This window comes from Microbacterium yannicii, assembly GCF_024055635.1.
GTDB lineage: Bacteria > Actinomycetota > Actinomycetes > Actinomycetales > Microbacteriaceae > Microbacterium > Microbacterium yannicii.
Genome location: NZ_JAMXMB010000037.1, coordinates 42780 through 65789 on the forward strand (window position 1 = coordinate 42780; position 23010 = coordinate 65789).

General features: G+C 67.9%; 20 protein-coding genes. 9 read left to right on the forward strand and 11 right to left on the reverse strand.

From position 1 onward, the window contains the following. Positions 1-62 precede the first annotated feature (62 nt). Complete coding sequence (locus NCG93_RS16455) at positions 63-1601, forward strand: DUF5605 domain-containing protein (protein WP_252787585.1); 1539 nt, start codon at positions 63-65, stop codon at positions 1599-1601. A gap of 4 nt (positions 1602-1605) precedes the next feature. On the opposite strand, the gene NCG93_RS20210 is transcribed toward NCG93_RS16455, so the two are convergent. The 3 genes from NCG93_RS20210 to NCG93_RS16470 form a co-directional block, all read right to left on the reverse strand. Continuing rightward, positions 1606-1971 carry a hypothetical protein gene (locus NCG93_RS20210; protein WP_194412834.1) on the reverse strand — a complete coding sequence of 122 codons (366 nt, stop codon included), beginning with the start codon at positions 1969-1971 and terminating at the stop codon, positions 1606-1608. Further along, positions 1871-2863, reverse strand: coding sequence for an alpha/beta hydrolase (locus NCG93_RS16465; RefSeq protein WP_194412835.1), 993 nt, complete (start codon positions 2861-2863; stop codon positions 1871-1873). Before NCG93_RS16465 ends, NCG93_RS20210 begins: the two co-directional genes overlap by 101 nt. Before the next feature lie 89 nt (positions 2864-2952). Continuing rightward, positions 2953-4182, reverse strand: coding sequence for a PucR family transcriptional regulator (locus NCG93_RS16470; RefSeq protein ID WP_486348269.1), 1230 nt, complete (start codon positions 4180-4182; stop codon positions 2953-2955). Between the two features lie 223 nt (positions 4183-4405). On the opposite strand from NCG93_RS16470, the gene NCG93_RS16475 reads away from it, so the two are divergent. After that, positions 4406-5581 carry a serine hydrolase domain-containing protein gene (locus tag NCG93_RS16475; RefSeq protein ID WP_194412837.1) on the forward strand — a complete coding sequence of 392 codons (1176 nt, stop codon included), beginning with the start codon at positions 4406-4408 and terminating at the stop codon, positions 5579-5581. Next, complete coding sequence (locus NCG93_RS20405; protein WP_194412838.1) at positions 5578-6462, forward strand: 3-hydroxyacyl-CoA dehydrogenase family protein; 885 nt, start codon at positions 5578-5580, stop codon at positions 6460-6462. Before NCG93_RS16475 ends, NCG93_RS20405 begins: the two co-directional genes overlap by 4 nt. Positions 6463-6548: 86 nt before the next feature. Here NCG93_RS20405 and NCG93_RS16485 read toward each other — a convergent pair whose 3' ends face one another. Then, positions 6549-8987 (reverse strand): glycoside hydrolase family 2 TIM barrel-domain containing protein, encoded by a 2439-nt coding sequence (locus tag NCG93_RS16485; RefSeq protein WP_194412839.1) that lies wholly within the window; start codon positions 8985-8987, stop codon positions 6549-6551. 278 nt (positions 8988-9265) lie between these two features. On the opposite strand from NCG93_RS16485, the gene NCG93_RS16490 reads away from it, so the two are divergent. The 4 genes from NCG93_RS16490 (at position 9266) to NCG93_RS16505 (ending at position 13860) form a co-directional block, all read left to right on the forward strand. Beyond that, positions 9266-10579 (forward strand): MFS transporter, encoded by a 1314-nt coding sequence (locus NCG93_RS16490; protein ID WP_284444964.1) that lies wholly within the window; start codon positions 9266-9268, stop codon positions 10577-10579. Further along, the gene (locus NCG93_RS16495) at positions 10569-12971 is read left to right on the forward strand and encodes a glycoside hydrolase family 3 N-terminal domain-containing protein (protein ID WP_194412841.1); all 2403 of its coding nucleotides are present in this window, start codon (positions 10569-10571) and stop codon (positions 12969-12971) included. The genes NCG93_RS16490 and NCG93_RS16495 overlap by 11 nt, the downstream gene beginning before the upstream one ends. 75 nt (positions 12972-13046) lie before the next feature. Then, on the forward strand, positions 13047-13406 hold the full coding sequence (locus tag NCG93_RS16500; RefSeq protein WP_194412842.1) for an MmcQ/YjbR family DNA-binding protein: 360 nt from the start codon (positions 13047-13049) through the stop codon (positions 13404-13406). Positions 13407-13536: 130 nt separating this feature from the next. Further along, positions 13537-13860, forward strand: a complete 324-nt coding sequence (locus NCG93_RS16505) for a YciI family protein (RefSeq protein ID WP_194412843.1) — start codon at positions 13537-13539, stop codon at positions 13858-13860. Positions 13861-13998: 138 nt separating this feature from the next. Here NCG93_RS16505 and NCG93_RS16510 read toward each other — a convergent pair whose 3' ends face one another. Together NCG93_RS16510 and NCG93_RS16515 are read right to left on the reverse strand one after the other, a co-directional pair. Then, positions 13999-15243 (reverse strand): RNA polymerase sigma factor, encoded by a 1245-nt coding sequence (locus NCG93_RS16510; protein ID WP_194412844.1) that lies wholly within the window; start codon positions 15241-15243, stop codon positions 13999-14001. After that, complete coding sequence (locus NCG93_RS16515) at positions 15240-15623, reverse strand: YciI family protein (RefSeq protein WP_194412845.1); 384 nt, start codon at positions 15621-15623, stop codon at positions 15240-15242. Before NCG93_RS16515 ends, NCG93_RS16510 begins: the two co-directional genes overlap by 4 nt. Positions 15624-15900: 277 nt before the next feature. On the opposite strand from NCG93_RS16515, the gene NCG93_RS16520 reads away from it, so the two are divergent. After that, positions 15901-16707 (forward strand): IclR family transcriptional regulator, encoded by an 807-nt coding sequence (locus tag NCG93_RS16520; RefSeq protein ID WP_194412846.1) that lies wholly within the window; start codon positions 15901-15903, stop codon positions 16705-16707. Here the strand turns inward: NCG93_RS16520 and NCG93_RS16525 are convergent. From NCG93_RS16525 to NCG93_RS16540, 4 genes are read right to left on the reverse strand one after another with little or no spacing between them, the layout of a single operon-like run. After that, a complete protein-coding gene (locus NCG93_RS16525; RefSeq protein ID WP_194412847.1) occupies positions 16701-17375 on the reverse strand; it encodes an SDR family NAD(P)-dependent oxidoreductase in 675 nt (224 codons plus the stop codon). The genes NCG93_RS16520 and NCG93_RS16525 overlap by 7 nt on opposite strands. Continuing rightward, positions 17372-18427, reverse strand: coding sequence for a zinc-dependent alcohol dehydrogenase (locus NCG93_RS16530; RefSeq protein ID WP_194412848.1), 1056 nt, complete (start codon positions 18425-18427; stop codon positions 17372-17374). Before NCG93_RS16530 ends, NCG93_RS16525 begins: the two co-directional genes overlap by 4 nt. Continuing rightward, entirely contained in the window at positions 18424-19284 is an 861-nt protein-coding gene (locus NCG93_RS16535; RefSeq protein ID WP_194412849.1) for a fumarylacetoacetate hydrolase family protein, read from the reverse strand. The genes NCG93_RS16530 and NCG93_RS16535 overlap by 4 nt, the downstream gene beginning before the upstream one ends. Further along, positions 19281-20192, reverse strand: coding sequence for an SMP-30/gluconolactonase/LRE family protein (locus NCG93_RS16540; protein WP_194412850.1), 912 nt, complete (start codon positions 20190-20192; stop codon positions 19281-19283). Before NCG93_RS16540 ends, NCG93_RS16535 begins: the two co-directional genes overlap by 4 nt. 87 nt (positions 20193-20279) lie before the next feature. Here NCG93_RS16540 and NCG93_RS16545 point away from each other — a divergent pair, with 87 nt between their 5' ends. Beyond that, positions 20280-21998 carry an IlvD/Edd family dehydratase gene (locus NCG93_RS16545; protein WP_194412851.1) on the forward strand — a complete coding sequence of 573 codons (1719 nt, stop codon included), beginning with the start codon at positions 20280-20282 and terminating at the stop codon, positions 21996-21998. Positions 21999-22055: 57 nt separating this feature from the next. Here the strand turns inward: NCG93_RS16545 and NCG93_RS16550 are convergent, their stop codons facing one another. Continuing rightward, positions 22056-22946, reverse strand: a complete 891-nt coding sequence (locus NCG93_RS16550; protein ID WP_194412852.1) for an AraC family transcriptional regulator — start codon at positions 22944-22946, stop codon at positions 22056-22058. Between the last annotated feature and the right edge of the window lie 64 nt (positions 22947-23010).

Genomic DNA, 23010 nt, shown 5'->3' on the forward strand with positions numbered 1-23010 from the left:
GGCTCGCTGCTGGGCTTGTCCTCGGCGAGGCGGATCCCCGTCGGGCGGAGGTGCTCGATGCCGTGTCGGTGTTCGAGGACCTCAGCCCGCTTCCGCCGCAGGACCCACCGATCACCACTTCGCTCGACTACGAAGGCGATGACGTCGCACCGGGCTCTGCGAGTGCGGAGATCCCGGATGCCGCAGCCTGCCGCGAACGGACCGATGTAATTCTGCGGGGCCCGTCGCACGGCAATCCGTTCGTCGACGTCGAGCTCACCGCGACGTTCACGCTCGGCGACACGACGATCCGCGTCGGCGGCTTCTACGACGGCGGCGGTGTGTACCGGCTGCGCTTCCTTCCCCCGACGACCGGCCGCTGGGCCTTCACGACGGCATCCACCGCGCGTTCGCTCGACGGCGTGCGGGGCGCCGTCGATGTCGGCGAGTCCGACGCGCCGGGACCGGTGCGGGTGGACGGGCGCGGCTTCGTGCGCAGCGACGGTACCCCGTTCGTTCCACTCGGCACCACGTCGTACGCCTGGACCCATCAGCCCGAGGAGTTGCAGCAGGAGACCCTCCGTTCGCTCGCCGGTGCGCCGTTCAACAAGCTGCGGATGGCGCTTTTCCCCAAGTCCTTCCTCTTCAATTCGACCGAGCCCGAGCGGTTCGTCTTCGAGCGCGACGCGGAGGGCGCGTGGGACACTACGCGTTTCGACGTGGAGTACTTCGCCCGGCTCGAGCGTCGCATCGACGATCTTGCCGCGTCGGGCATCGAGGCGGATGTGATCCTGTTCCACCCGTATGACCGGTGGGGGTTCGGCGCGCTCGGCGCGGCCGCCGACGACCGCTACGTCTCTTATGTGGTGCGTCGCCTGTCAGCGTTTCCGAATGTGTGGTGGTCGATGGCGAACGAATACGACCTCCTCACCTCCAAGCGCCGCGAGGATTGGGACCGGCTCGCCGGCCTGGTGGTCGCGAACGATCCGGTGCGGCATCCGCTGTCGATCCACAACTGGGTGGAGATCTTCGACTACTCGGCGGACTGGGCCACGCACGCGAGCATCCAAGGCGGCGGGCGCGAGATGGCGCAGTCGGTCGCGAAATGGCGAACGCGGTGGAACAAGCCGATCGTGGTCGACGAATTCGGCTACGAGGGCGACATCGATCAGGGCTGGGGCAATCTGACGGCGGAGGAGGTCGTCCGACGCTTCTGGGAGGGGACTCTGCAGGGCGCCTTCCTGACGCACGGCGAGACGTTCTGGCGCGACGACGAGGTGATCTTCTGGGCGAAGGGCGGCACCCTGCGTGGCGAGAGCCTGCCGCGGCTCGCGTTCCTGCGCGAGCTCGTCGAGGGCGTTCCGGGCGGCCGGATCGAGCCTCTGCCCAGCGACTGGGACTTCGTGACAGGCGGACGAGACGGCTACGCGCTCACGTACTTCAGGGACGCCCGCCCGAGGTTCCGCACCGTTCGGGTGCCCCAGAACATGCGGGCCAAGATCGACATGATCGACACCTGGGCGATGACCGTCGAGGAGCTGCCCGGCATCCACGAAGGCGACGTGCGGGTGGATCTGCCCGCTCGTCCCTACATCGCGGTGCGGGTGCGCGCAGTCGACTGAGCGGTCACACGCCTTGCGCGGTGACGACGGCCTGCGCATCGGCCATGCCCGCCGAACGCACCGTGATGGTGATCCTGCCTTCGCCGGTCGGCCGCACGAACGCCAGTGCGCGCCCATCGAAGGTGGTGCAGCTGGTCGAATCGAAACGCGCCTCCGTCGCCGGCCGCGCCGAGCCGAGCGCGACGAGGTCGTCCGGGCCGCCGGCGCCCGACTCCACACGCCTCGGTTTCAAGGGATGGAGGCGTTGATCCAAATGAGTGATCAGGAGTTCAAGATGGGGTAGCCGGCGGCGCTTGCGTGGTTCCTCCGGAAGCCTCGCAATCGATGAGCAGCAGGCGACGCAGCTCTCCGTTGAACCACGCGGTGGCATCCCGCGCGCGGGATACCGTCTGCAAGGGATAGAAGCCGTGGGCGAGTCCGGGGAAGTTGCGATACACGGTAGGCGTGCCCGCGAGCGCGAGTGCGCGCGCGTATGCGGCGCCCTGGTCGCGGAGCGGATCGCAGTCGGCGGTGGCGATCACCGCGGGGCACAGGTGGGACAGAGATTGTGCTGTGAGCGGGTTCAGACCGGGATCGCAAAGAAGCGGTGCTGCAGCGGCGTCGTCGATCGCGACACCGGTGTAGTGAGCGAAGAACCACTCGATGTCGCGGCGTGTGAGAAACGGGGCGGTGGCGTGTTCGCGCATTGAGCCGTCCCGAGCACTGAAGTCAACGTTCGGATACATGAGTGCCTGCGCCGCCAGTCCCCAGCCCTCGGCGACGCCTCGCTGGGCCACTACGGCTGCCAGATTGCCACCCGCGCTATCGCCTGCAACTGCGACGCTGGGTGTCTCCGCTCCTAGACGTGCCACATTGGCGATGATCCATTCGACCGCGGTTGCGGCGTCGTCACTCGCTGCCGGATAGCGATGTTCTGGGGCCCGGCGGTAATCGACGCTGATCACGACCGCGCCCACCTCGACACAGAGCAGTCGGGCAGACAGGTCATGTGTATCCAAGTCTCCGACCACGTAGCCGCCGCCATGGAAGTACGCTACGACCCCCACCGCGGCTGATTCGGGTCGATAGATGCGGGCGGGGATACCGCGGATCACGATGTCCCTGATATCCACTGGCTGCGGGGACCCGGCTGTGCTCTCCCGCGAGGTTGCGATGCAGCGGTACGCGGCGCGAGCGTCCTCGGGACTGCCCGCGGAAAAGCCGCGGAATCCGTTCGCGATCAGAGCCGCCCACACCTGCGCGACTTGAGGATCTACCGTCATGTCGTTCAGTGTCGGCGATCAGGTCCGGTCGGAGAGCGCGTTACGCGCCTCGTCGACGATGGGGGAGCAGTTTGCAGCGGTGATGAGCCTCACCGGTGTACGCCAGCACCGCCGCCAGGCAGCAGGGCCGGGTCCGTTCGCAACGCCAGAGCCGCCAGGTACACGGGCATCAACGACTCGAGGTCACCGAGATCCGATCCGCAAAGCTCGCGGATGCGACGCGCCCGCTTCACGACTGTGTTGCGGTGGCAGAACAGTCGCTCGGCCGCACTTCGGGCAGATCCCCCGCATTCGACGATCGCCAAGATCGTCTCCAAGAAGATATCCCGATCCCTCGGGCGTAGGTCCAGGATGCCGCCGAGCCGGCTGGTGATCAACAATCGCGAGACCTCGGGACTGCCAACCAGGAGCGACTCCAAGGCACGATCCCGTGCACGGGCTACGCCTGGCCGATCCGTTGGCAGCGTGCGCAGCGCAAGAGTTGCTTGGCGGTACGCGTCAGCAACGAGGTTGAGATCATCAAACTCTTCAGAGATGGCGACCGCAGCGTCCGGCAGGGAATTTCGAAGGATCTCGATGATCTCCTCCAGTCCTCCTGAAGTCTGCAGGTCGATGAGCCCGGTCAACCGTGTGCCCTGCGTCGTCCAGGCGGACTTCACGCGTGCATCGGCCAGTCTTTCCTCAGGGTGTGGCATCGTGCCGCGTAGCGCGTCGAGAGCCACTGTCACCGCCACCACGTGGCGACCATGCACGGCCAGTCCAAGCGCCTCGGCAGAGTCGGCGATCCCTGTCGCACTCCTGGTCCGCCCGTCGATCAAAGCTGAGAGGACGGCCTCGCGGCGGTGCTGCCCGCGGCGCAGAATCCGAGCCTGTTCGTCGCGATAGCCGCGCGCAACCGCGGTCGATGTCGCATCCGTCAGTTCCCAGACCACGACCGCCTCTTCGAGCAGGCGTTGACGCTCTCGGTGATCCCCATTCTGGTTCACTTCTCGCACCAAGGATTGCCAGAGCACCCTGCCGCCGATGCGAAAGCTGTACAACACCGATTCGAGCGGCACCCTTTGCTGGGCTCGGCGGACCCCTGTGTCGTAGAAGCTGGGGGATAGCTCGTCGTTGGAAGCATCGTCTTCAGCCAGCAGTCGTGTCAGGACGTGCTCGAGGTTGCGGATGGAGTTCTCCAGCAGCATTGCTGGTGTGAGTGAACCATCGACGAGGTAGTCCGGCATGAGTTCCAGCACCATTGCGACGGTGTCCTCGCCCATGCGGACGAGTTCACGCTCTCGCAAGTGATTGACGTGCGCTCGAAGGTCTCCCCTCATCGCATGCCTGCTCACGGATTGATCTTAGGCGGGAGTGTGCAGAATGCTCCCTTCGCTCGGTAAGAGCGCGCCGCGGCGACCCCGATTCCGTCGTGCACGACCGATCTCTTGCAGCTGCGCTTGCCTCGGGGAGCGGCCCTCGTGAAGATCGGAGCGGTGGGCCGATCACAACGGCCACGGCCGGTGACAGAGCAGCTATCGCAGAGCACCCGAAGGCGGCATTATGAATCCGACATTCACCGACACCGACTCGACAGCCGCAGCGGGGGTGGCGGGTTACGCTGATCCGCGCTTCGAGCCTGTTCGCGCCCGCTTCACCGATTTTCTCAACACCGGCGACGAAATCGGCGCGTCGATCGCTGTAGACATCGACGGCGAGATGGTGGTCGACCTGTGGGGCGGGCATCTCGACCGGACCCACCAGGATCCCTGGCGGGAGGACACCATCGTCAACGTCTGGTCGAGCACCAAGACGGTCAGCTCGCTTGCCATTCTGCTCTTGCACGAACGAGGTCTGCTGGATGTGTTCGCGCCGGTAGCCCGGTACTGGCCGGAGTTCGCCGAGAACGGCAAGGAACTCATCGAGGTCCGCCATGTTCTCGCGCACACTTCTGGGATCCCCGGTTGGGATCAGCCGGTGAGTATCGAGGACCTCTACGACACAGGGGAGGCGGCGCGGCGCCTCGCCGCACAGGCACCCTGGTGGGAACCCGGCACGGCTTCCGGCTACCACGTGCTGAGCCACGGCGCGCTGATAGGCGAACTCGTGCGCAGAGTCACAGGAATCTCCCTCACCGAGTTTGTGCGAACCGAACTTTCCGAGCCGCTGGACGCGGACTTTCAGATCGGAGTTCGGCAGCAGGACGATCCGCGTGTAGCGGAGATAATCCCGGCGCCTCCTTACGATTTCGAACTCGGCGATCCCGACATGTCCAGCATCATGATGCGAGCGCTCACCGGGCCGGCGACGGACGCCGAAATGGCAAACACGCAGGCGTGGAGGCGCGCCGAGCTCGGTGCGGCCAATGGCCACGGGAACGCACGCGCGCTGACCCGGATCATGTCTCCCATCGCCCGAGGAGGAACAGTCGCCGGACGCTCCTATCTGAGCGGCGAGACCATCGACCTCATCTTCCGTGAACAGGCCAATGGCATGGATCTCGTCTTGCCGCTACCTCTTCGCTTCGGGATCGGGTTCGCTCTGCCGCATCCGGAGTCGACCCCGTATCTGCCAACTGACGGCGTCTGCTTCTGGGGAGGCAAAGGGGGATCGCTGGTTGTCATGGATGTCAAGCGGCGGACCACGATCTCGTACGTGATGAACGCACTCGACAATGACATCATCGGTTCTCCCCGCGCTGCGGCGTACCTCTCGGCAATCTACGAGGCTCTCGCGTGACTGTCGTCGGGGTCGTCGGGCTGGGCACGATGGGCCGTGCGTTGGCCGAGCTGTTCGCATCCCGCGGATGTGAAGTGCGCGGCTTCGACGTGCGTCAATACGAGGTGTCCTATGAAGAGCACACAGAGGTCGGCAGGGAGGGCGTTGCGATCACTTCGAGCATCGCCGAGTGTGTGGCAGAGGTGGACTTCGCGATAGAAGCGGTTGCCGAAGACATCGACGTGAAGCGAGCCGTACTGGCTGAAATCTCGGCCCACACCGCCGGCGTCGTCGCCTCCAACACTTCCACTTTCGTACCGAGTGTGCTCGCCGACGCAGTCTCAACGCCAGAGCGGTTCCTTGTTGCACACTTCTTCAACCCGCCCCACGTCGTCCCCTTGGTCGAGATTGTGCCTGGCCCCCGCACCGCACCCACGGCGACTGCGGGCATCGTGGACCTGCTCAACCGCATGGGCCGACACCCAGTCCTCCTAGCGTCAGAATGCCCGGGCTTCGTTGCGAACAGGCTTCAAGCGGCGATTCTTCGCGAGGCCCTGGCACTGATAGAGGCCGGCATCGCTTCACCATCCACTGTCGATCAGATCGTCGTGAACGGCCTCGCACCGCGTTGGGCTGCCGCCGGTCCGATCGGTATCGCGGACCTGGGCGGACTCGATATCTGGGAAAGAGTCTCCGTCGAACTCTTCCCGCTCTTGAGCGCCGCCAGCCAGCCAAGCCCGCTACTCACAGCATTGGTGGAAACCGGCCACCTCGGCGCGAAGAGCGGCCGGGGCTTCTACGAGCATGTCGCCGAGATCGACGCACGCACATTCGACACCATGAAGCGTCACTTCGAACTCGGGGCACCTCGATCCGGCGAGGCGCTGAACGCGACGCAGTGAGACGCGCCAGCTGATGGCGTTCGTGCGGGTGGATCTGCCTGCTCGTCCCTCCATCGCGGTGCGGGTGTGGGCAGCCGACCGAGCGGTCACACGCCTCGCGCAGTGACCACTGCCTGCGCATCTGTCATGCCGGTCGAGCGCACGGTGACGGTGATCCTGCCTTCGCCGGTCGGCCGCACGATCGCCAGCGCCCGGCCATCGAACGTGGTGCAGTGGGTCGAGTCGAAGCGCTCCGTCGTCGCCGGTCGTCCGGAGCCGAGGGCCGCGAGCTCGCCCGGGCCGTCCACCGACACGTGGACGACGGCATCCTCAATGCTGTTCAACGCCCCGCTCGCATCTTGGAATTCGATGCTGAGGTAGGCGAGGTCGCCGTCATCGGCACGGATGTCGGACCGGTCCGCAGTAACCACGAGGAGTCGGTCGGATGCCGTCACCAGTGATGTGCGCTCGCTCGGGATGCCGTCACGGTAGGCGATCGCGACGAGCGCGCCCGGTTCGTACGAGACATCGAAGCGGGCGCGGAACTCCGCCGCCGGCCCCGCAGCGGCCCGTCCGAGGGAACGGCCGTTCAACAGGAGCTCGACCTCATCCGCGTCGCTGTACACCTCGACCTCCGTGCGCGCCCCGTCCGGAAGATCCCAGGTCCAACTGGCCACAGCATCGCTCCATGCCCATTGCATCTCGAGCCTCCGGCGGCCGTAGTGCTGTGGTCTCAGCACCGCGAGGTAAGGCTCGCGGCGCAGCCCGTAGACGATCTCGCGGTAGTAGGACTGGGGGCGCCGGTGGCCCGTGATGTCGAGATCACCGGCCCAGGCGGTGAGCCAGGGGAAGTCCGGGTCGCCGCCACCGCGAACCTCGGGGTCGTCGGTGTAGTCCGTGCGCCCGAGCCCGACCTCGCCGAGGTAGTCCCACCCCGTCCAGGTGAACCCGCCGATGACGTGATCGTTCGCCATCGTCTCGGCCCACGACTGCGCGGTGACGCGCGGGTTGGTCTCCGTGCCCAGCACCACTCGGTTCGGAAAGACCTGGGCATCCGCCGCGTAGCGCGTCTCCGCGTAGTTCAGCCCGGCGATGTCTGCCGCGGCGTGGGCTTCAGCGGTTCGCACGGTGACGACATCCGACACCGTGACTTCGTCGAAGAACTCCGTCATCTCGTTCATGACGTCGTTGACGCCGCGGGCCGTCGCGTCCGCGAGGCGGTTCTTCAGGTCGTCGATGACCTCACCGGCCACAGCCCAGAAGCTGCTCACGGCGGTGGTGATGAAGCGGGTCTCATCGCTGCGGCGGATCCGCTCGGCGATGTCGCGCGCGAGCGAGCCTCCGAAACCGGACCCGTACTCGTGGATCTCATTGCCGATGCAGTACAGGATGACGCTGGGGTGGTTGAAGTCCTTCTTGATCATCGCGTCGACGTCGCGTTCCCACCACTCGGGGAAATCGAGTGTGTAGTCGTAGGGCTTGTTCATCTCGGTCCACGCATCGAACGTCTCGTCGAACACGAGGATGCCGAGCCGGTCGCACGCCTCGAGCATCGCTGGACTCGCGGGGCAGTGCGAGCTGCGGACGGCGTTGAAACCGGCCGCCTTCAGCAGTTCGATACGACGCTCCTCGGCCCGCCGGATGGTGGCGGCGCCCAGCGGGCCGTTGTCGTGATGGATGCACGCGCCGCGGAGCTTGATCGGCTCATCGTTGATCCGGAGTCCATGGCGCGGGTCGATACGGATCGTGCGGATGCCGAACGACGTGTTCACGTCCTGCGCGTCGTCGCTTTCTTCATCTCGCAGCCGCGCGCGGAAGTCGTAGAGGTGCGGATGATCGACGCCCCACCGCTGGGGCGCGTCGATATAGAGCCGACTGCGAATCGTCGTCGTCGCGTGCGGGCGGATGGTGACAGGTCCGCGGTCATGCGCCACGATCGACCCGGTGTCGTCGCGCACCTCGACCTCGAGCGACAGTCGGCGCGTCACCACGCTCTCGTTGCGCACCAGGATGGCGGATTCGACGACGGCACGCTCTTCGTCGACATCCGGCGTGGTGATGCGGATCTCGTCATCGACGATGTGGGCCAGCGGCGTGACCACGAGATGGACGTCGCGGTAGATGCCGAGACCGGTGTACCACCGGGAGTCCTGGTTCGCTCGCGCCTCGACCCGCACAACGTTCTCCTGCCCATAGCGGAGGTGGGCGTCGAGGGAGACTCGGAAGACGCTGTACCCGTACTTCCATTGGCCCGCGAACTCGTCGTTCACGTAGACCATGGCATCGCGGTACACGCCTTCGAATTCGATGGCCACGCGTCGCTCGCGCCACTCGACCGGAACGTCAAAGCGCTTTGCGTATTCGACCTCGCCGCCGGGAAAGAACGCCGACGAGGTGCCGCCGGAGACATCGGAAGACCGGGTGAGTCCGATCATGGCGTCGTGGGGGAGTGTGACCCTCTCAGAAGCGGCACCGCCCATGAGGTCTACGAAGCCGCTCACCTTCCGACGGACCGACCAGTCGTTGTTGAACAGGTACTTGTTCATGCTGCTCCGTTCGCGCGTCACGTGCGGGAGCGACCGCTGCCGCACGCTACAACTGCCAGGATCGGCGGCAGACGCGGCCGTGCGTCTGCATCGATCGTCACGTCCTGCCTACTGCGTGCCCGCCGGACCGGCAACATCAGCGCCGCCAGGTTGCGCAATAGTCGCCACGAGCACGGTGTGGTCGATCGTCACCTCGTAGGCTCGAGATCCCCACCGTTCGCGGCGTTGGTGCGCCTGGGACATCCGGCAGCGCGCAAGGGTCTGAGAAGGCATCAGCCATGTCGCACGACAGTCGTGTCACGAGACGTGCTTCGAGCCGCCGATTTCGCCGTCACCCCGCACCCCGCGCGACACACAGAACTCCTGGCTCGCCGTTTCCGCGGCTCGGGCTCCTGGTTCTCGCCGCCGCGATCTTCGTCTCGATGTCGACCGAGTTCCTGCCTGGCGGACTTCTGCCGAACATCGCCGAGACGTTCGATCGTCCCATCACAGCTGTCGGGCAGCTGGTGACCGTGTTCGCCGGTGCCGTGATCCTCACGACGACCCCGCTCGCGGTCCTCACCCGCCGGATGCCGCGCAAGGCGCTCGCGATCGTCGCCCTCGTCGGAATCGCGGCGGCGACGACACTCACGGCCATCGCGCCCACGTTCGAAGTGCTGCTCATCGCCCGTGCCGCAGGCGGCGTCGCGCACGGGGTGTTCTGGGCGGTCGCCGCGGCATACGCAGCCGACCTCGTCCCCGCCTCTCAGCTCGGCCGCGCGACGGCGATCACTGCGGCGGGCGGGTCGCTCGCCGGAGTGCTCGGAGTGCCGCTCGGCAATGCACTGGGCCAGGCATTCGGGTGGCGGATGGCCTTCGGAACCCTTGCAGCGGTCGCGGTGGTCGTCGTGCTCCTCGTCGTGCTGCTGCTTCCGGCCGTCACGCCGATCCCACCTGCGCCGCGCGAACCGGCACCCCGTCGCGTCGCGACGCCGTCCGCACTCGGCGGCATCCTGCTCGTGTGCGCGATCATCCTGCTCGTCGTGATCGGGCAGACCGCCTACGGCACCTACTCGGTCGTGTGGCTGGGCGAGGTCGCGACGATCCCGTCGGCCGCGATCCCCGCGTTGCTCTTCGGCACCGGCCTTGCCGCGTTGGTGGCGGCTGCCACTGTCGGGCGCATCGCCGACCGCTTCCCGACCCTCACGCTGTCTGCGGCGGTCGGCCTCGTCGCCATTCTCAGCGGCTTGTTCCCCCTGGCTGCGGCGTGGGGGATCGGCGCCCTCGTCATCGCCGCGCTCCTGCAGGCGATGGCGTTCGCTGTCGTCCCGATCATGCTGCAGGCACGGATGATGCGCATCGCTGCGCCTCACCAGCGTTCAACAGCGGCCGCATTGCAGACCACCGCGTTCAACATCGCGATCGGTGGCGGCGCCGTGATCGGCGCGCTCGTGGTCGGTGCCTGGGGGCTTGGAGCCCTGCCCTGCGTGGCAGCTCTGCTCCCGACCGCCGGACTGATCGTGCTGCTCGTCACTTCCCGCGCCGCGACAGCGCGCGCGGGCACCGACCTCGTCCCGTCCCCGACCCCTGCGGAGGTTCACCGTGTCCCCTGAGTCCGTCCACCTCGACACCGCACTCGGCGCCCCGGAGCGCGCCGACCTCCTGCTCGCGCAGATGACGGTGCGTGAGAAGGCGCATCAGCTCGTCTCGGTGCCGCCGTGGTACTTGGTGCTCGCTGACGGGTCTGCCCCAGTGGTCCGCGACGAGTGGCTCGAGAAGGCGCCGGGCCACATCTGCAACTTCGGCGTCGATGACCCCGCGACGATGGCTCGGATCGTCGGCGACTTGCAGCGGACGGCCATCGAGGGCACGCGGCTCGGCATCCCGTTGCTCGTGCACATCGAAGCTCTCAACGGTGTGCTTGCCGGCGGGCATATGGTTTTCCCTACCTCGATCGGTCTCGCGGCGACGTGGAGTCCCGAACTCGTCCAGGAGATGGCCGACACGATCAGGCGACAGCTCACACGCGTCGGGGTTCGGCAGGCGCTGTCGCCCAACATGGACATCGCGCTGGATCCGCGGTGGGGACGGGTGCACGAGACCTACGGCGAGGATCCGTACCTCGTGGCAGCACTGAGCGTCGCGTACACCCGTGGCCTGCAAGGCGTCGACCTTCGTGAGGGCGCGATCGCCACGGCGAAGCACTTCATCGGCTACGGCTTGCCGACCGGCGGAATGAACCTGTCGTCGTACGAGGGCGGCCCGCGGCGCACGCGTGACCTGTTCGCGTTCCCGTTCGAAGCGGCGATCCAGCTGGCCGGTCTCGGATCGGTGATGAACTCCTACTCCGACGTGGACGGTGTCCCGGCCGCGGCGAACCCCTACGTGCTGACGACGTTGTTGCGTGACACGCTCGGTTTCGACGGCTTCGTCTCGAGCGACTACATGACGCTCGAACACATCCACACTCGCCAGCGCGCGGCAGCCTCGCCTGCCGAAGCCGGTCGACTGACGATCGCTGCGGGACTCGACACCGAGTTCCCCGTCCCCTATGGGTACGGTGACGCTCTGGTCGACGAGGTGGAGGCCGGGCGCGTCGACATCGCCCACGTGGACCGGTCGGTTCGACGCATCCTCACCGCGAAATTCCGCCTCGGGCTCTTCGAGAATCCGTACCCGGCGGAACGCATCGAGATCGCGGAGGTGGCCCTCGAAGGACGGGAGCTCTCGCGCGAACTCGCCCGCCGCTCCGTCGTGCTCGTCAAGAACGATGGGCTGCTTCCACTGGCACCCGGTACGAGCAGCGTGGCAGTGATCGGGCCTCACGCCGACGCCGTGAAGCTGCAGTTCCCCACCTACAGCTACCCCGCCTTCCGCGACATGACCACCTTCATGTCGGGCGGCGGCATGGGCAACATGGTCGGGATAGATCCCGGTATGGCCGCGTGGAACAACAGCCTCTTCCCGTCGATGCCCATCGAGGATTTCCTGCGCGACAGGCTCGACGCGACCTCGCTCGCCGACGAGATCGACAGGCATGCGCGCGCCACACATGTCGCGGCCGGCAGCACGCTGACGACGGACCTCGGCGAGGATGCGATCGCCGATGCCGTGGCCGCTGCAACGGCATCCGATGTGGTGGTGCTCACGCTCGGCGGTGCGAGTCTGTGGTTCAACGGCGAGCGCACCGAGGGCGAGGCGAGCGACTCCGCCGACATCGCGCTGCCTGCGGCACAGGTGCGCCTCGCCGAAGCAGTCGCCGCAACGGGAAAGCCCATCCTGGTCGTCCTCGTGCAAGGTCGCGCCTACACGCTGCCTCCGGTGATCCAAGATGCCGCCGCGATCGTGGTGTCGTCGTACGGAGGCCCTTTCGGGCCGGCCGCTGTCGCCGACGTCCTGTTCGGAGAGGTGAACCCGAGCGGAAAGCTGCCGTACAGCATTCCTCGCCATACCGGTCAGATCCCTGTCTATCACCACCAGCGCGCCGGCACCGGCTACCGCAACCCGCTCCCGCCCGATGTCGACCGCCACTACCTCGATCTGCCGGCAACGCCGCTCTACACGTTCGGGCACGGGCTCAGCTACACCGAGTTCGTGTTGTCGGACCTCGAAGCGGATTCCGAGATGACGACGGACGGATCCGTGCGGATCGCGGCGACCGTGCGCAACGCGGGCGAGCGTGCCGGCGACACCGTCGTGCAGCTCTACGTACGGGTCGATACGAGCGGAGCCACCCGCCCGGCCCAGCAGCTCGCCGGCTTCTCACGCGTCTCGCTCGAGCCGGGGGAGTCGTGTCGTGTCGCGTTCACCCTCGCTGCTGCCCAGCTGGGCTACACCGACATCGCAGGAGAATTCGTCGTCGAGCCCTCCTCGGTCGACGCATGGGTCAGCCTGGACGCTGAATCGCGTCCGCTCGAGACCAGGATCGCCGTCACCGGAGAGAGGCGACCTCTGAAGAGTTCCGCGAGGGTGTTCCTCTCCGGATCGACGATCACCGCTGCGTGAACACAACGAGGCCGCGTGTATGCGGGGGCGGGTCCGGGGAGCCCGTCCCCGCGCCATGACCGCCAGACTGTGAACATGGCGGTGATCGATGATGTCCGCGCACTGGGAACGGAACTGGAGCGCTCCTACCCGGTGTACGTCCGCGGGCGGTTGAAATTCCGTGTCGGACAGATCGTGTACGTCGCGTTCTCGCTCGACGAGCGCGTGATGGGGTTCGCCTTCCCGAAGGAGGAGCGGGCAGCGCTCGTGGGCGGTGATCCTCTCAAATTCCGGATGCCGGCGGCATCTGATCTGCGCTTCAACTGGGTCGACGCGGATCTCGGGTCACTGGAGCCCGCCGAGGCTCGTGAGCTCGTCGTCGACGCGTGGCGCATGGTCGTCCCCCAGAAGCTCTCGCGCGCCTACGATCTCGCGCACCCCGGCGGCCCCGGCTAGTCAGCCGCTCCGTGGTTGCGGAACATGCGCCGGGCCGGGCGGCGAATTCCGGTGGGCGCTGTCCGATTGCGTCCGTCGTGTTCGTAGTAGGGGTGAGGCTGCGTGCAAGGCGCCACCAGAGAGGATCTTCATGCAGTACCTGATCTCCGTCATAGACGACAAGAGCAATCCGGGCAGCACCGACCGGCGGTCCGCCATCAGCACGTTCAACGAACGACTGGTGGCCGAGGGCTATTGGGTCTTCGCGGGCGGACTCGCCGACCCCGACTCGGCGACAGTCGTCGACAACAGGGGCCAGGAGGCGATCTTCAGCGACGGCCCCTTCATCGAGTCGAAGGAGCACCTCGCCGGCGTCTGGGTGTGGGAAGCCCCCGACCTGGACGTGGCGCTCACGCTCGCCGCCGAGGCGTCGAAGGTCTGCGACCGGAAGATCGAGGTGCGGCCCTTCGCGTGACGGGCGTCGAGGGCGCGACCACCCATGCGCGCTCCGAGGAGCGGGCATGGGTGGTCGCGCTTCGCGCTCACCGCATCACCAGGTCCGCCCGCCGCACGCGAACCTCTGAAACCAGATCCCGCGTGATCGGCAGGTCGGTCACCCCACCAGCTGGTCGCGGCGGCGGGTGAGGTACGCCCGCTCGGCCGGGTTGCCGGCGAGCTCGATCGCTCTGCCGTACGCGGTCCGCGCCTCGGCGCTCCGCCCGACCCGCCGTAGGAGGTCGGCTCGCACCGCGTGATACGCGTGGTACCCATCGAGGGCATCACCGAGTCGGTCTATGTCGGCGAGGGCGACCGCGGGACCATCCAGTTCGGCCACCGCGATGGCGCGGTTGAGGCGCACGATCGGCGAAGGATCCAGCCGCATCAGGCGGTCATAGAGCACGACGATCTGCGACCAGTCGGTGTCACGTGAGGACGGGGCATCCGTATGCACCGCGTTGATCGCGGCCAGGAGCTGGTAGCGGCCCGGCGGCTCGGCGCCTGCCGCGACGGCTGCGATCCGTTCGCGGACGAGGGTGTGGCCCTCGTCGATCAGGTTCCGGTTCCACGCGCTGCGGTCCTGCTCGTCGAGGGTCACCAGTTCACCGGCGTGCGAGACGCGCGCCGTGCGTCGCGCATCCGCGAGAAGCATGAGGGCGAGGAGACCGATCACCTCGCCGTCATCGGGAAGGAGCACGCGCAGCAAGCGGCCCAGGCGTATCGCCTCGTCGGTCAGATCGGCCCGCACGGGGTCGTCGCCGGCGGTGGCCAGGTAGCCCTCGTTGAAGATGAGGTAGATCACCGCGAGAACACCGGCGACCCGTTGGCGGATGTCGGTCGTCGACGGCACCCGGTACGGAATGCGGGCTGCCGCGATCTTCGCCTTCGCGCGGGTGATCCGTCGCGCCATGGTGGTCTCCGGCACCAGGAAGGCGCGGGCGATCTCTGCGACGGTGAGCCCCCCGAGCAGGCGCAGGGTCAGGGCGATCCTGGCCTCCATCGCAAGGGCAGGATGACAGCAGATGAAGACGAGCCGCAGCCGGTCGTCCTCGACCGGCCCGGTCGGCTCGTGCGGGGTGTCGTCGGACAGCATGTGTGCCGCCTGGTGCTTCAGGTCGCGATGAGACTCGCGGCGCAGTCGGTCGATCGCCTTTCGCGTCGCGGTGGTGGTGAGCCATGCGCCGGGGTTGGGCGGTACGCCGTCGCGAGGCCACCGCTCCACCGCGGCGACGTAGGCCTCGGCTGCGGCATCCTCGGCGAGATCGAGGTCGCCGAACCGACGCGCGAGCCCGGCGACCACCCGCGCCCACTCCTCGCGGTGGACGCGGGCGATCGCTTCGTCGGCGGGGGAGTCGTTCACTCCGGCGCAGCGTGCCGTTCGACGATCTCATCGAGATCCGAGGGGAATCGGTGCACCTCCTGGGGCCAATCCAGGGCGACGGCCACTCGCCCTGCCCAGTGTCGTGCGGCGTCATCGTCCGGCACGTCGATGACGGTGAACCCGCCGAGGTGCTCTTTGGACTCGACGAACGGGCCGTCGGTGAAGACCGGCTTCCCGTCGTTGTTGACCACGCTGAAGACGGCGGTCGAGGCATCGATCCCGCCGTCCGCATAGAGGAAGACGCCTGCCGCCTTCATGTCATCGAGCACGGCCCGCGAAGCCTCACTCTTGCTGCGCAGTTCGTCGGCGGTGTGCAGCGGCACCCACTCGTCGTTGAATGCGATCAGATACTTCGTCACTGTCGTCTCCTCTCATCGGGACGAGAGCCATGTCGTGGCTCTCGGTCGCGGCGACCCGGACGGGTCGCACACCTGATCCACGAACGGCGACGCTCGGATACGACAATATCCACACCGTTCGACAGAATCTCGCGCCGATTCTGCTCGGAGGCCCGCGGGCGAGCGGTGAGATGCTGGTGTCGGTTTCACAGCCGTCGCGCGCCACGGGCGAGTCCGCGGAAAGCAGCCCTTTCACGATGTCGGACTAGTATGCCGATAGTCGGATCGAGGGAGTGCTGTGGTCGCTACGGATGGCGCATCCGACGACGCGCGCGTCGTCGGATCGGACAGGGTGCTCGCGGTGCTGATCGAACTCGGCGCGCATCCGCGCGGAGTGAGCCTCGACGACCTCGCAGCGGCGATGCGCAGCCCGAAGTCGACGGTGCACCGCGCGCTCGCGTCGCTCCGCAGGGCCGGCTTGGCGTCGCAGATCGGTCGCGGCACGTACGTGCTCGGCGACGAGTTCTTCCGGCTGGCGTTCCACAACTACGCCGAGCGCCCCGAGGCGGTGCGCATCACGCCGCTTCTCGAGCAGCTGGCTGCGCGCTTCGGCGAGACCACGCACTACGCCGTCCTCGACGGAGCCGAGGTCGTCTACCGTGCCAAGGTAGACCCTCCTGGCGGAGCGGTTCGCCTCACCTCGGTGGTGGGCGGTCGCAACCCGGCGTACCGGACCGCCGTCGGCAAGCTCCTGCTCGGCTACCGCGTGAGCGACCGCGACGGGCTGCGGCTGTTGCTCGGCGACGCTCCGCTCGAACAGCGGACGCCCGGCACGATCACGGATCTCGATCGGCTCTGGGACGAGGTGCAGCTCTCCAGGGAGCGCGGCTACGCCGTCGACGACCAGGAGAACGAGGTCGGCGTGAACTGCGTGGCGGTCCCTGTTCCCGCGGAAGACCTCAACGCGCCCACCGGGGCCATCAGCGTCAGCGCGCTGGCGTTCCGCGTGCCGCTGCCGCAGCTGATCGCCGAGTTGCCGACCATTCGTGCGATCGTCGGGCGGCAGCAGGTGCCCGCGGCTCAGCCCGTGCCTGCGGTTCAGTAGGTGGCGCGGCCGCCGCTGATGTCGTAGACCGCCCCTGTCGAGAAGCTCACCCGCTCCGATGAGAGCCAGGCGACGAGCTCTGCGACTTCGGATGCCTCACCCACGCGCTTCATCGGGATCAGGCTGGTGATGTGGGCGAGCACGTCCGGCGCGGTGGCGTCGTTCATCGGCGTCGCGATGACCGCGGGCGCGATGGCGTTGACGAGGACCCCTGTCGTCGCGAGCTCCTTGCCGGCCGATTTCGTCAGGGCGATGACGGCGGCCTTGGAGGCCGAGTAGGCGGCGAGATTCGGATTGCCGTCCTTGCCGGCCATGCTCGCGAAGTTGACCACGCGCCCCCAGCCGCGCTCCACCATGCCGGGGATGAAGGCGCGCATCATGCCGACCGTTCCGATCACGTTCACGTCGAGGGTGAGGCGCCAGTCGGCCGTGGTGGTGTCGACGAGCGGCATGTTCGGGCCGACGATCCCGGCGGAGTTGATCAGGATGTCGACGGTGCCCACGCGCGCGGCAAGCGCGGTGACCGCCTGCTCGTCGGTGATGTCGACGACTTCGTCGACGTCCCCGGCACGGTCCACCGTGATCACGTGGACCCCGTCGGCGCGAAGACGTGTGGCGGTGGCGGCGCCGAGGCCGCGGGCTCCGCCGGTGATGAGTGCGCGCTTCATGGTCGTTCCTGTCGAGATGCGCCCGAGGGGCGGGGGCTCTGTCGAGAGATCTCGACGTGGATCTTGGGTCCTGCTCCGGCCTGCGGTGGACGGGAGCCGGCGAGGATATCGGCGAGGTCGTCGAGCGCGACGGTCGCCGCGACGAGCGGTCGAGGATCGACGGAGCCGTCCGCGTACGCCGCGATCGTCGGCTCGAGCCCGGCGGAAGCGCCGAGGATGCCGACGGCGGTGATGTCGCCGAGCGCGAGCATCCGCGTGTCGATGAGGCTGGGGCTGCCCGCGAGCCCGACGTGCACGATGCGCCGGCCCGGTTCCACGAGCTCGAGCGCTCGCGCGGGCAGATGCGGCGCGTTGGACGAATCGATCACCGCGTGCCACGCGAGGTCGGGCAGGTCGGCCTCTGTCCAGACGCCATCGAAGCCGAACGACGTGGCGAACTCGAGCGACCGGCCGGGTCGGCCCAGGAGGTGCACCTCTGCTCCCGCCGCACGGGCGAACAGCGCGCAGAGCAGGCCGATCGTTCCCGGACCGAGGATCAGCGCCCGGTCGCCGGTGCTCAGGGCTGCGGCATCCACCGACCGCCAGGCATTCCCACCCGGCTCGACCATCGCGCCGGAGGCGTCGTCGACCGCGTCGGGGAGTGCGTGCAGCGCCCAGGCGGGTACGGCGACCTGTTCGGCCAACGCGCCCGGGCGACCGTTGCGCACTCCGATCTCATCTCGGAACGCGCACACGTGGTGCAAGCCGGCGCGGCAGCGTTCGCAGCGCTGACATCCGAGCATCGTGTCACCGGTGACGCGGCGGCCGATCCAGGCGGCGTCCACGCCCTCGCCGACGGCCGACACGGTTCCCATCCATTCGTGGCCGATGCGCATCGGATACTGCGCGTGTCCCTCGTGGAGGTACTGCATCTCGCCGGTGTAGAACTCGATGTCGGTGCCGCAGATGCCGGCACGCGCCACGTCGACGACGACCTCGCCGGCCGCGGCCGTGGGCGGCTCGACGTCCTGGACCCCTGCCTCGCCGGGAGCCGTGATCACGAACGCCTTCATCGTGGTGCGAGCACTGTCTGTCGCTGCGAGCCGAGTCCGTCGATCTCGAGTTCCATCACGTCGCCGGGCTGCAGCCAGATCGGCGGCTGGAATCCCATGCCGACGCCCGGCGGAGTGCCGGTGTTGATGAGGTCGCCGGGCTCGAGCACGAGGAACTGGCTGATGTAGTGGACGATGAACGCGGGATCGAACACCATCGTCGATGTCGAGCCGTCCTGCCGGCGGATGCCGTTGACCTCCAGCCGCATGCCGAGGTCGAGCACGTCGGGCACTTCGTCCGGCGTCACCAGCCACGGCCCGGTCGGGTTGAACGTCTCCGCGGACTTGCCTTTCAGCCACTGCCCGCCCCGCTCCAGCTGGAACGCCCGCTCGCTGACGTCGTTCACGACGACCCAGCCCGCGATGTGCTCGCGCGCCTGCGCGGGCGAGTCGAGGTAGCTCGCGCGCCGGCCGATGACGATGCCGAGCTCGACCTCCCAGTCGGGCTTGGTGGATCCACGAGGAATCCGTACGTCGTCGTTCGGCCCGACGAGCGTGTTGGGAGACTTGGTGAACAGGATCGGCTCGTCGGGCACCGCCTGGCCGGTCTCGGCCGCATGGTCGCGGTAGTTGAGTCCGACGCAGATGATCTGGTGCGGCCGCGCGATCGGGGCGCCGATCCGCTGATCGAGGAGGGGACGGATGCCGCCGGCCGCTGCGCGTTCGGCCACCACCGGCCGGATGTGGTCGATGCCGCCACCGGCGAAGAACGCCTCGTCGAAGTCGGTGACGACGTCCGACAGATCGACGTAGGTGTCGTCGGTGACGAAGGCGACGGGCGTCTCTGCGCCGGCAGATCCGATGCGGGCGAGCTTCATGCGTTCTCCTTGAGGGTCTCGGCAACGCCGCTCCACAGCGGCACGGGCAGCCCGCGGACCCCGGGCCGAACGGTGAACAGCTTTCCTGACAGCGGATGCGCCGCCAGCTGCTCTTCCCTCAGGTCCTGCGTCGCGGTCGTGATGACGAGCGTGTCGAGGTCGGGGCCGGCGAACGCGACGCTCGACACGTGCGGGGCAGGGACGCGGATCGTGCGCTCGTGCGCGCCCTCCGGCGTGTAGCGGCGCACTTCGCCCAGACCCCACATGGCGATCCAGAGGTGGCCGTCGGCGTCGCTGCACATGCCGTCCGGGAACCCGTCATCGACCTCGATGATCGTCCGGCGCTCGCCGGTGGCGCCCGTCGCCGCATCGTAGGACCGCGCGAAGACGACGCGGCGCAGGGTGTCGACCGAGTACAGGATCGACCCGTCCGGGCTCCAGGCGAGTCCGTTCGACAGGGTGAGATCGTCGTCGATCGTCGTCAGCGTACCGTCCTGTTCCAGGCGCAGGAGCACCTCGCGATCGGAGTCGCCGTCCAGCGAGAGCGTGCCGATGAGGAACCGGCCACCGGGGTCCGGCTTGCCGTCATTCGTGCGACCAGATCGGTCGGCCGGCACCACGCGCGCGAGCTCGCGCGCGGATCCCGCGACTGGGTGGAGGATCAGGGTGTGCGCGTCCGCCACGATCCAGGAGCCGTCCTCGGCGACGGCGACGGCGCCGACCGTGCCGGCGAACGGCACGTGCTCCACGTACGAGATCCGGCCATGAGCGTCCAGTCGCCCGGAGAAGATCACGCCGCGCCGGATGTCGACCCAGAGCACCAGCTGCCGCACGGGGTCCCAGACGGGGCCCTCGCCGAGCTCGCACGTCAGGGGATTGGCCAGGATGACGGCATCCTCGTCGATCATCGCGGTCCCCTTCGTGGCTGGCGTGCTGACGCCGCTACTATAGTCATATTCCGTCAATCTGACGTAAATTCCGAAAGTTGGTAAACAATGGCGTCCGACCTCAGGAGCTCGGAGTGGTACTCGGGCGACGACCGGAATGCCTATATCCACCGTGCGTGGATGCGGCGCGGCGTCCCCGACACCGCGTTCCGCGGGCGACCGCAGATCGCCATCGCCAACACCGCGTCCGACCTCACGCCGTGCAATGCGCACCTCGATGAGGTGGCGCAATCGGTGAAGAACGGGATCTACGAGGCGGGCGGCATCCCGCTCAACCTGCCGGTGGTGTCGTTGGGTGAGACGCAGGTGCGCCCGACCGCGATGCTGTGGCGCAACATGGCGGCGATGGCCACAGAGGAGATGCTGCGCGCCAACCCGATCGACGGCGTGGTGCTCCTCGGGGGATGCGACAAGACGATTCCGGCGCTGCTCATGGCCGCGGCATCCGTCGATCTTCCCGCCGTCGTGATCCCCGGCGGCCCGATGCTCACCGGTCACTTCCGCGGTGAGGCGCTCGGCTGCGGCACGGATGTCTGGCGCCTCAGCGAGGAGGTGCGCGCGGGCACGCTGAGTGAAGCCCTCTTCGAGAGATCCGAGTCGTCGATGATCCGGTCCAAGGGGCACTGCAACACGATGGGGACCGCCTCGACCATGGCGCTCGTCGCCGAGGCGCTCGGCACCATCGTTCCGGGGCTCGCGGGGACGCCGGCCCCCGACAGTCGACTGCTCGAGGCGTCCCACGAGACCGGTCGGCTCGCGGTGCAGCTCGTCGCGGCGGACCGGCGCCCGTCGACGTTCCTCACGAAGGCGAGCTTCCACAACGCGATCGTGGCGCTGGCCGCGATCGGCGGCTCGACGAACGCGGTCGTGCATCTGCTCGCGATCGCCGGACGGCTGGGGATCGACCTGACCATCGACGACTTCGACCGCATCGGCGCCGAGGTGCCGCTCCTGGTGAACCTCCAGCCCGCGGGCCGCTACCTGATGGACGACCTCTACCGGGCCGGCGGCTTCCTCGCGGTGCTCCGTGAGGTGAAGGACCTGCTCGACCCCACGGCACTCACCATCACCGGCCGCCCGCTCGTGGACTACCTCGACGACGCGCGGATCTGGGACGCCGACGTCATCGCCTCGCGCACGCAGCCGCTCATCCCCGCCGCCGGCATCAGCGTCCTCCGCGGCACGCTGGCTCCCGGCGGCGCCATCATCAAACCCGCTGCGGCATCCCCTCACCTGCTGAAGCACCGCGGCCGCGCCGTCGTCTTCGACTCGATCGAAGACTTCCACGCCCGCATCGACGACCCCGACCTGGACATCGACGAGAACTCCGTCATGATCCTGCGGGGCTGTGGCCCGATGGGCTACCCGGGGATGCCGGAGGTGTCGAACATGCCGCTGCCGAAGAAGCTGCTCGAGAAGGGCGTGCGCGACATGGTCCGCATCTGCGATGGGCGGATGTCGGGCACGGCGTACGGCACCGTCATTCTGCACGTCACTCCCGAGGCCGCTGCGGGTGGCCCGCTCGCGCGGGTGCGGACGGGCGACTGGATCAGCCTCGACGTGCGCAACCGCCGCCTCGACGTCGAGGTTCCTGCCGAGGAGTTCGCCGCGCGCGGTGTCAGCGATGCCACGGTGAGGGGTTTCGCCGATCCGCGGCGCGGATGGGAGCGGCTGTACGTCGACCACGTGATGCAGGCCGACACCGGGGCCGACCTCGACTTCCTCGTCGGGTCCAGCGGGTCGACGGTGTCGCGCGAGTCCCACTGACACGGTGAGGCTCGCAGCCCTGCCTCCGCGTGGGCTGTGGTCCGGGCGCAGCGCACGTCAGCCCTTGTGTTGCGCCCTGTACTGCGTCGGACTGACGCCGTGCATCCGTCGGAAGTGGCGGGAGAAATACAGCGGGTCGGTGTAGCCGACGGCGGAAGCGATCTCGCCGATACTGTCCGCGGTCGTATCGAGCAGGCTCCGGGCGCGCGCCATCTTGACCGACGTGTGGAACGCGCCGGGACCGCTCCCGGTCGCCCGGCGGAACAGCGCGCTCAGGTGCGAGGGCGACATGCCCACCATCGCCGCGAGCTCGCTGACCTGGATGTTGCTGTCGACGCGCGTTTCGAGGAAGCGCATCGCTCGTTCGATCGCCGAGCCTTCGGCCGGAAGGATGCTGTCGGCGACGACCCGCGTCAGCAGCTGCCACGCGACGCCCGATGCCGCGAGCAGATGCGCGGGGGAGTGCCGGCGCTCGAGCAGGCTCACGAGCTCGTCGAACAGTGCCGCGACGCCGGCGATCGCGCGCAGGCTGGTGAGGGGGCGGGGGATGCCGAGCAGCGGCCCGGTCAGCTCGGACACGTCGGTGCCCCGCACATGCATCCACCAGATCGTCCATGGGTCGTCGAGCGACGCCTGGTACTCGTGCGGCTGGTGTGCGGGGATGGTGATACTGGTGCGGGGCGTGAGTGCATACGCGGTCCCGGCGATTCGTACGACGCCGGCGCCGGCGACGCACAGGATCACGATCGTCTCGGCCGCACCGTTCGGGCGAGCGCGCCGGTGGCCCACCGCATCCGGGAAGTATCCGGCATCCGTCACGGTCATGCGCCGGGTTCCGGCCCGCTCGAGAGCCGCTTCGACCTGGGGCCGCGGGACGACGCAGAGCCGTTGGTTCTCGAAGCCGTCCTTGCGATAGAAGGGTTCGCCGCTGATCGGTGTTTCGTCCATGAAGTCCCTCATTGTCACCATACCTCCGCGTACGAGCGGCTCGTAGCGTCGTATCCGCTCGCAA

What these genes read in the sequence shown, in the direction of transcription:
- NCG93_RS20210 (WP_194412834.1), bottom strand. Translation starts at nt 1,971, where the DNA reads ATGCCACCGCGTGGTTCAACGGAGAGCTGCGTCGCCTGCTGCTCATCG.
- NCG93_RS16465 (WP_194412835.1), bottom strand. Translation starts at nt 2,863, where the DNA reads ATGACGGTAGATCCTCAAGTCGCGCAGGTGTGGGCGGCTCTGATCGCG.
- NCG93_RS16470 (WP_486348269.1), bottom strand. Translation starts at nt 4,182, where the DNA reads ATGAGGGGAGACCTTCGAGCGCACGTCAATCACTTGCGAGAGCGTGAA.
- NCG93_RS16475 (WP_194412837.1), top strand. Translation starts at nt 4,406, where the DNA reads ATGAATCCGACATTCACCGACACCGACTCGACAGCCGCAGCGGGGGTG.
- NCG93_RS16485 (WP_194412839.1), bottom strand. Translation starts at nt 8,987, where the DNA reads ATGAACAAGTACCTGTTCAACAACGACTGGTCGGTCCGTCGGAAGGTG.
- NCG93_RS16490 (WP_284444964.1), top strand. Translation starts at nt 9,266, where the DNA reads ATGTCGCACGACAGTCGTGTCACGAGACGTGCTTCGAGCCGCCGATTT.
- NCG93_RS16500 (WP_194412842.1), top strand. Translation starts at nt 13,047, where the DNA reads ATGGCGGTGATCGATGATGTCCGCGCACTGGGAACGGAACTGGAGCGC.
- NCG93_RS16505 (WP_194412843.1), top strand. Translation starts at nt 13,537, where the DNA reads ATGCAGTACCTGATCTCCGTCATAGACGACAAGAGCAATCCGGGCAGC.
- NCG93_RS16525 (WP_194412847.1), bottom strand. Translation starts at nt 17,375, where the DNA reads ATGAAGCGCGCACTCATCACCGGCGGAGCCCGCGGCCTCGGCGCCGCC.
- NCG93_RS16530 (WP_194412848.1), bottom strand. Translation starts at nt 18,427, where the DNA reads ATGAAGGCGTTCGTGATCACGGCTCCCGGCGAGGCAGGGGTCCAGGAC.
- NCG93_RS16535 (WP_194412849.1), bottom strand. Translation starts at nt 19,284, where the DNA reads ATGAAGCTCGCCCGCATCGGATCTGCCGGCGCAGAGACGCCCGTCGCC.
- NCG93_RS16540 (WP_194412850.1), bottom strand. Translation starts at nt 20,192, where the DNA reads ATGATCGACGAGGATGCCGTCATCCTGGCCAATCCCCTGACGTGCGAG.
- NCG93_RS16545 (WP_194412851.1), top strand. Translation starts at nt 20,280, where the DNA reads ATGGCGTCCGACCTCAGGAGCTCGGAGTGGTACTCGGGCGACGACCGG.
- NCG93_RS16550 (WP_194412852.1), bottom strand. Translation starts at nt 22,946, where the DNA reads ATGGACGAAACACCGATCAGCGGCGAACCCTTCTATCGCAAGGACGGC.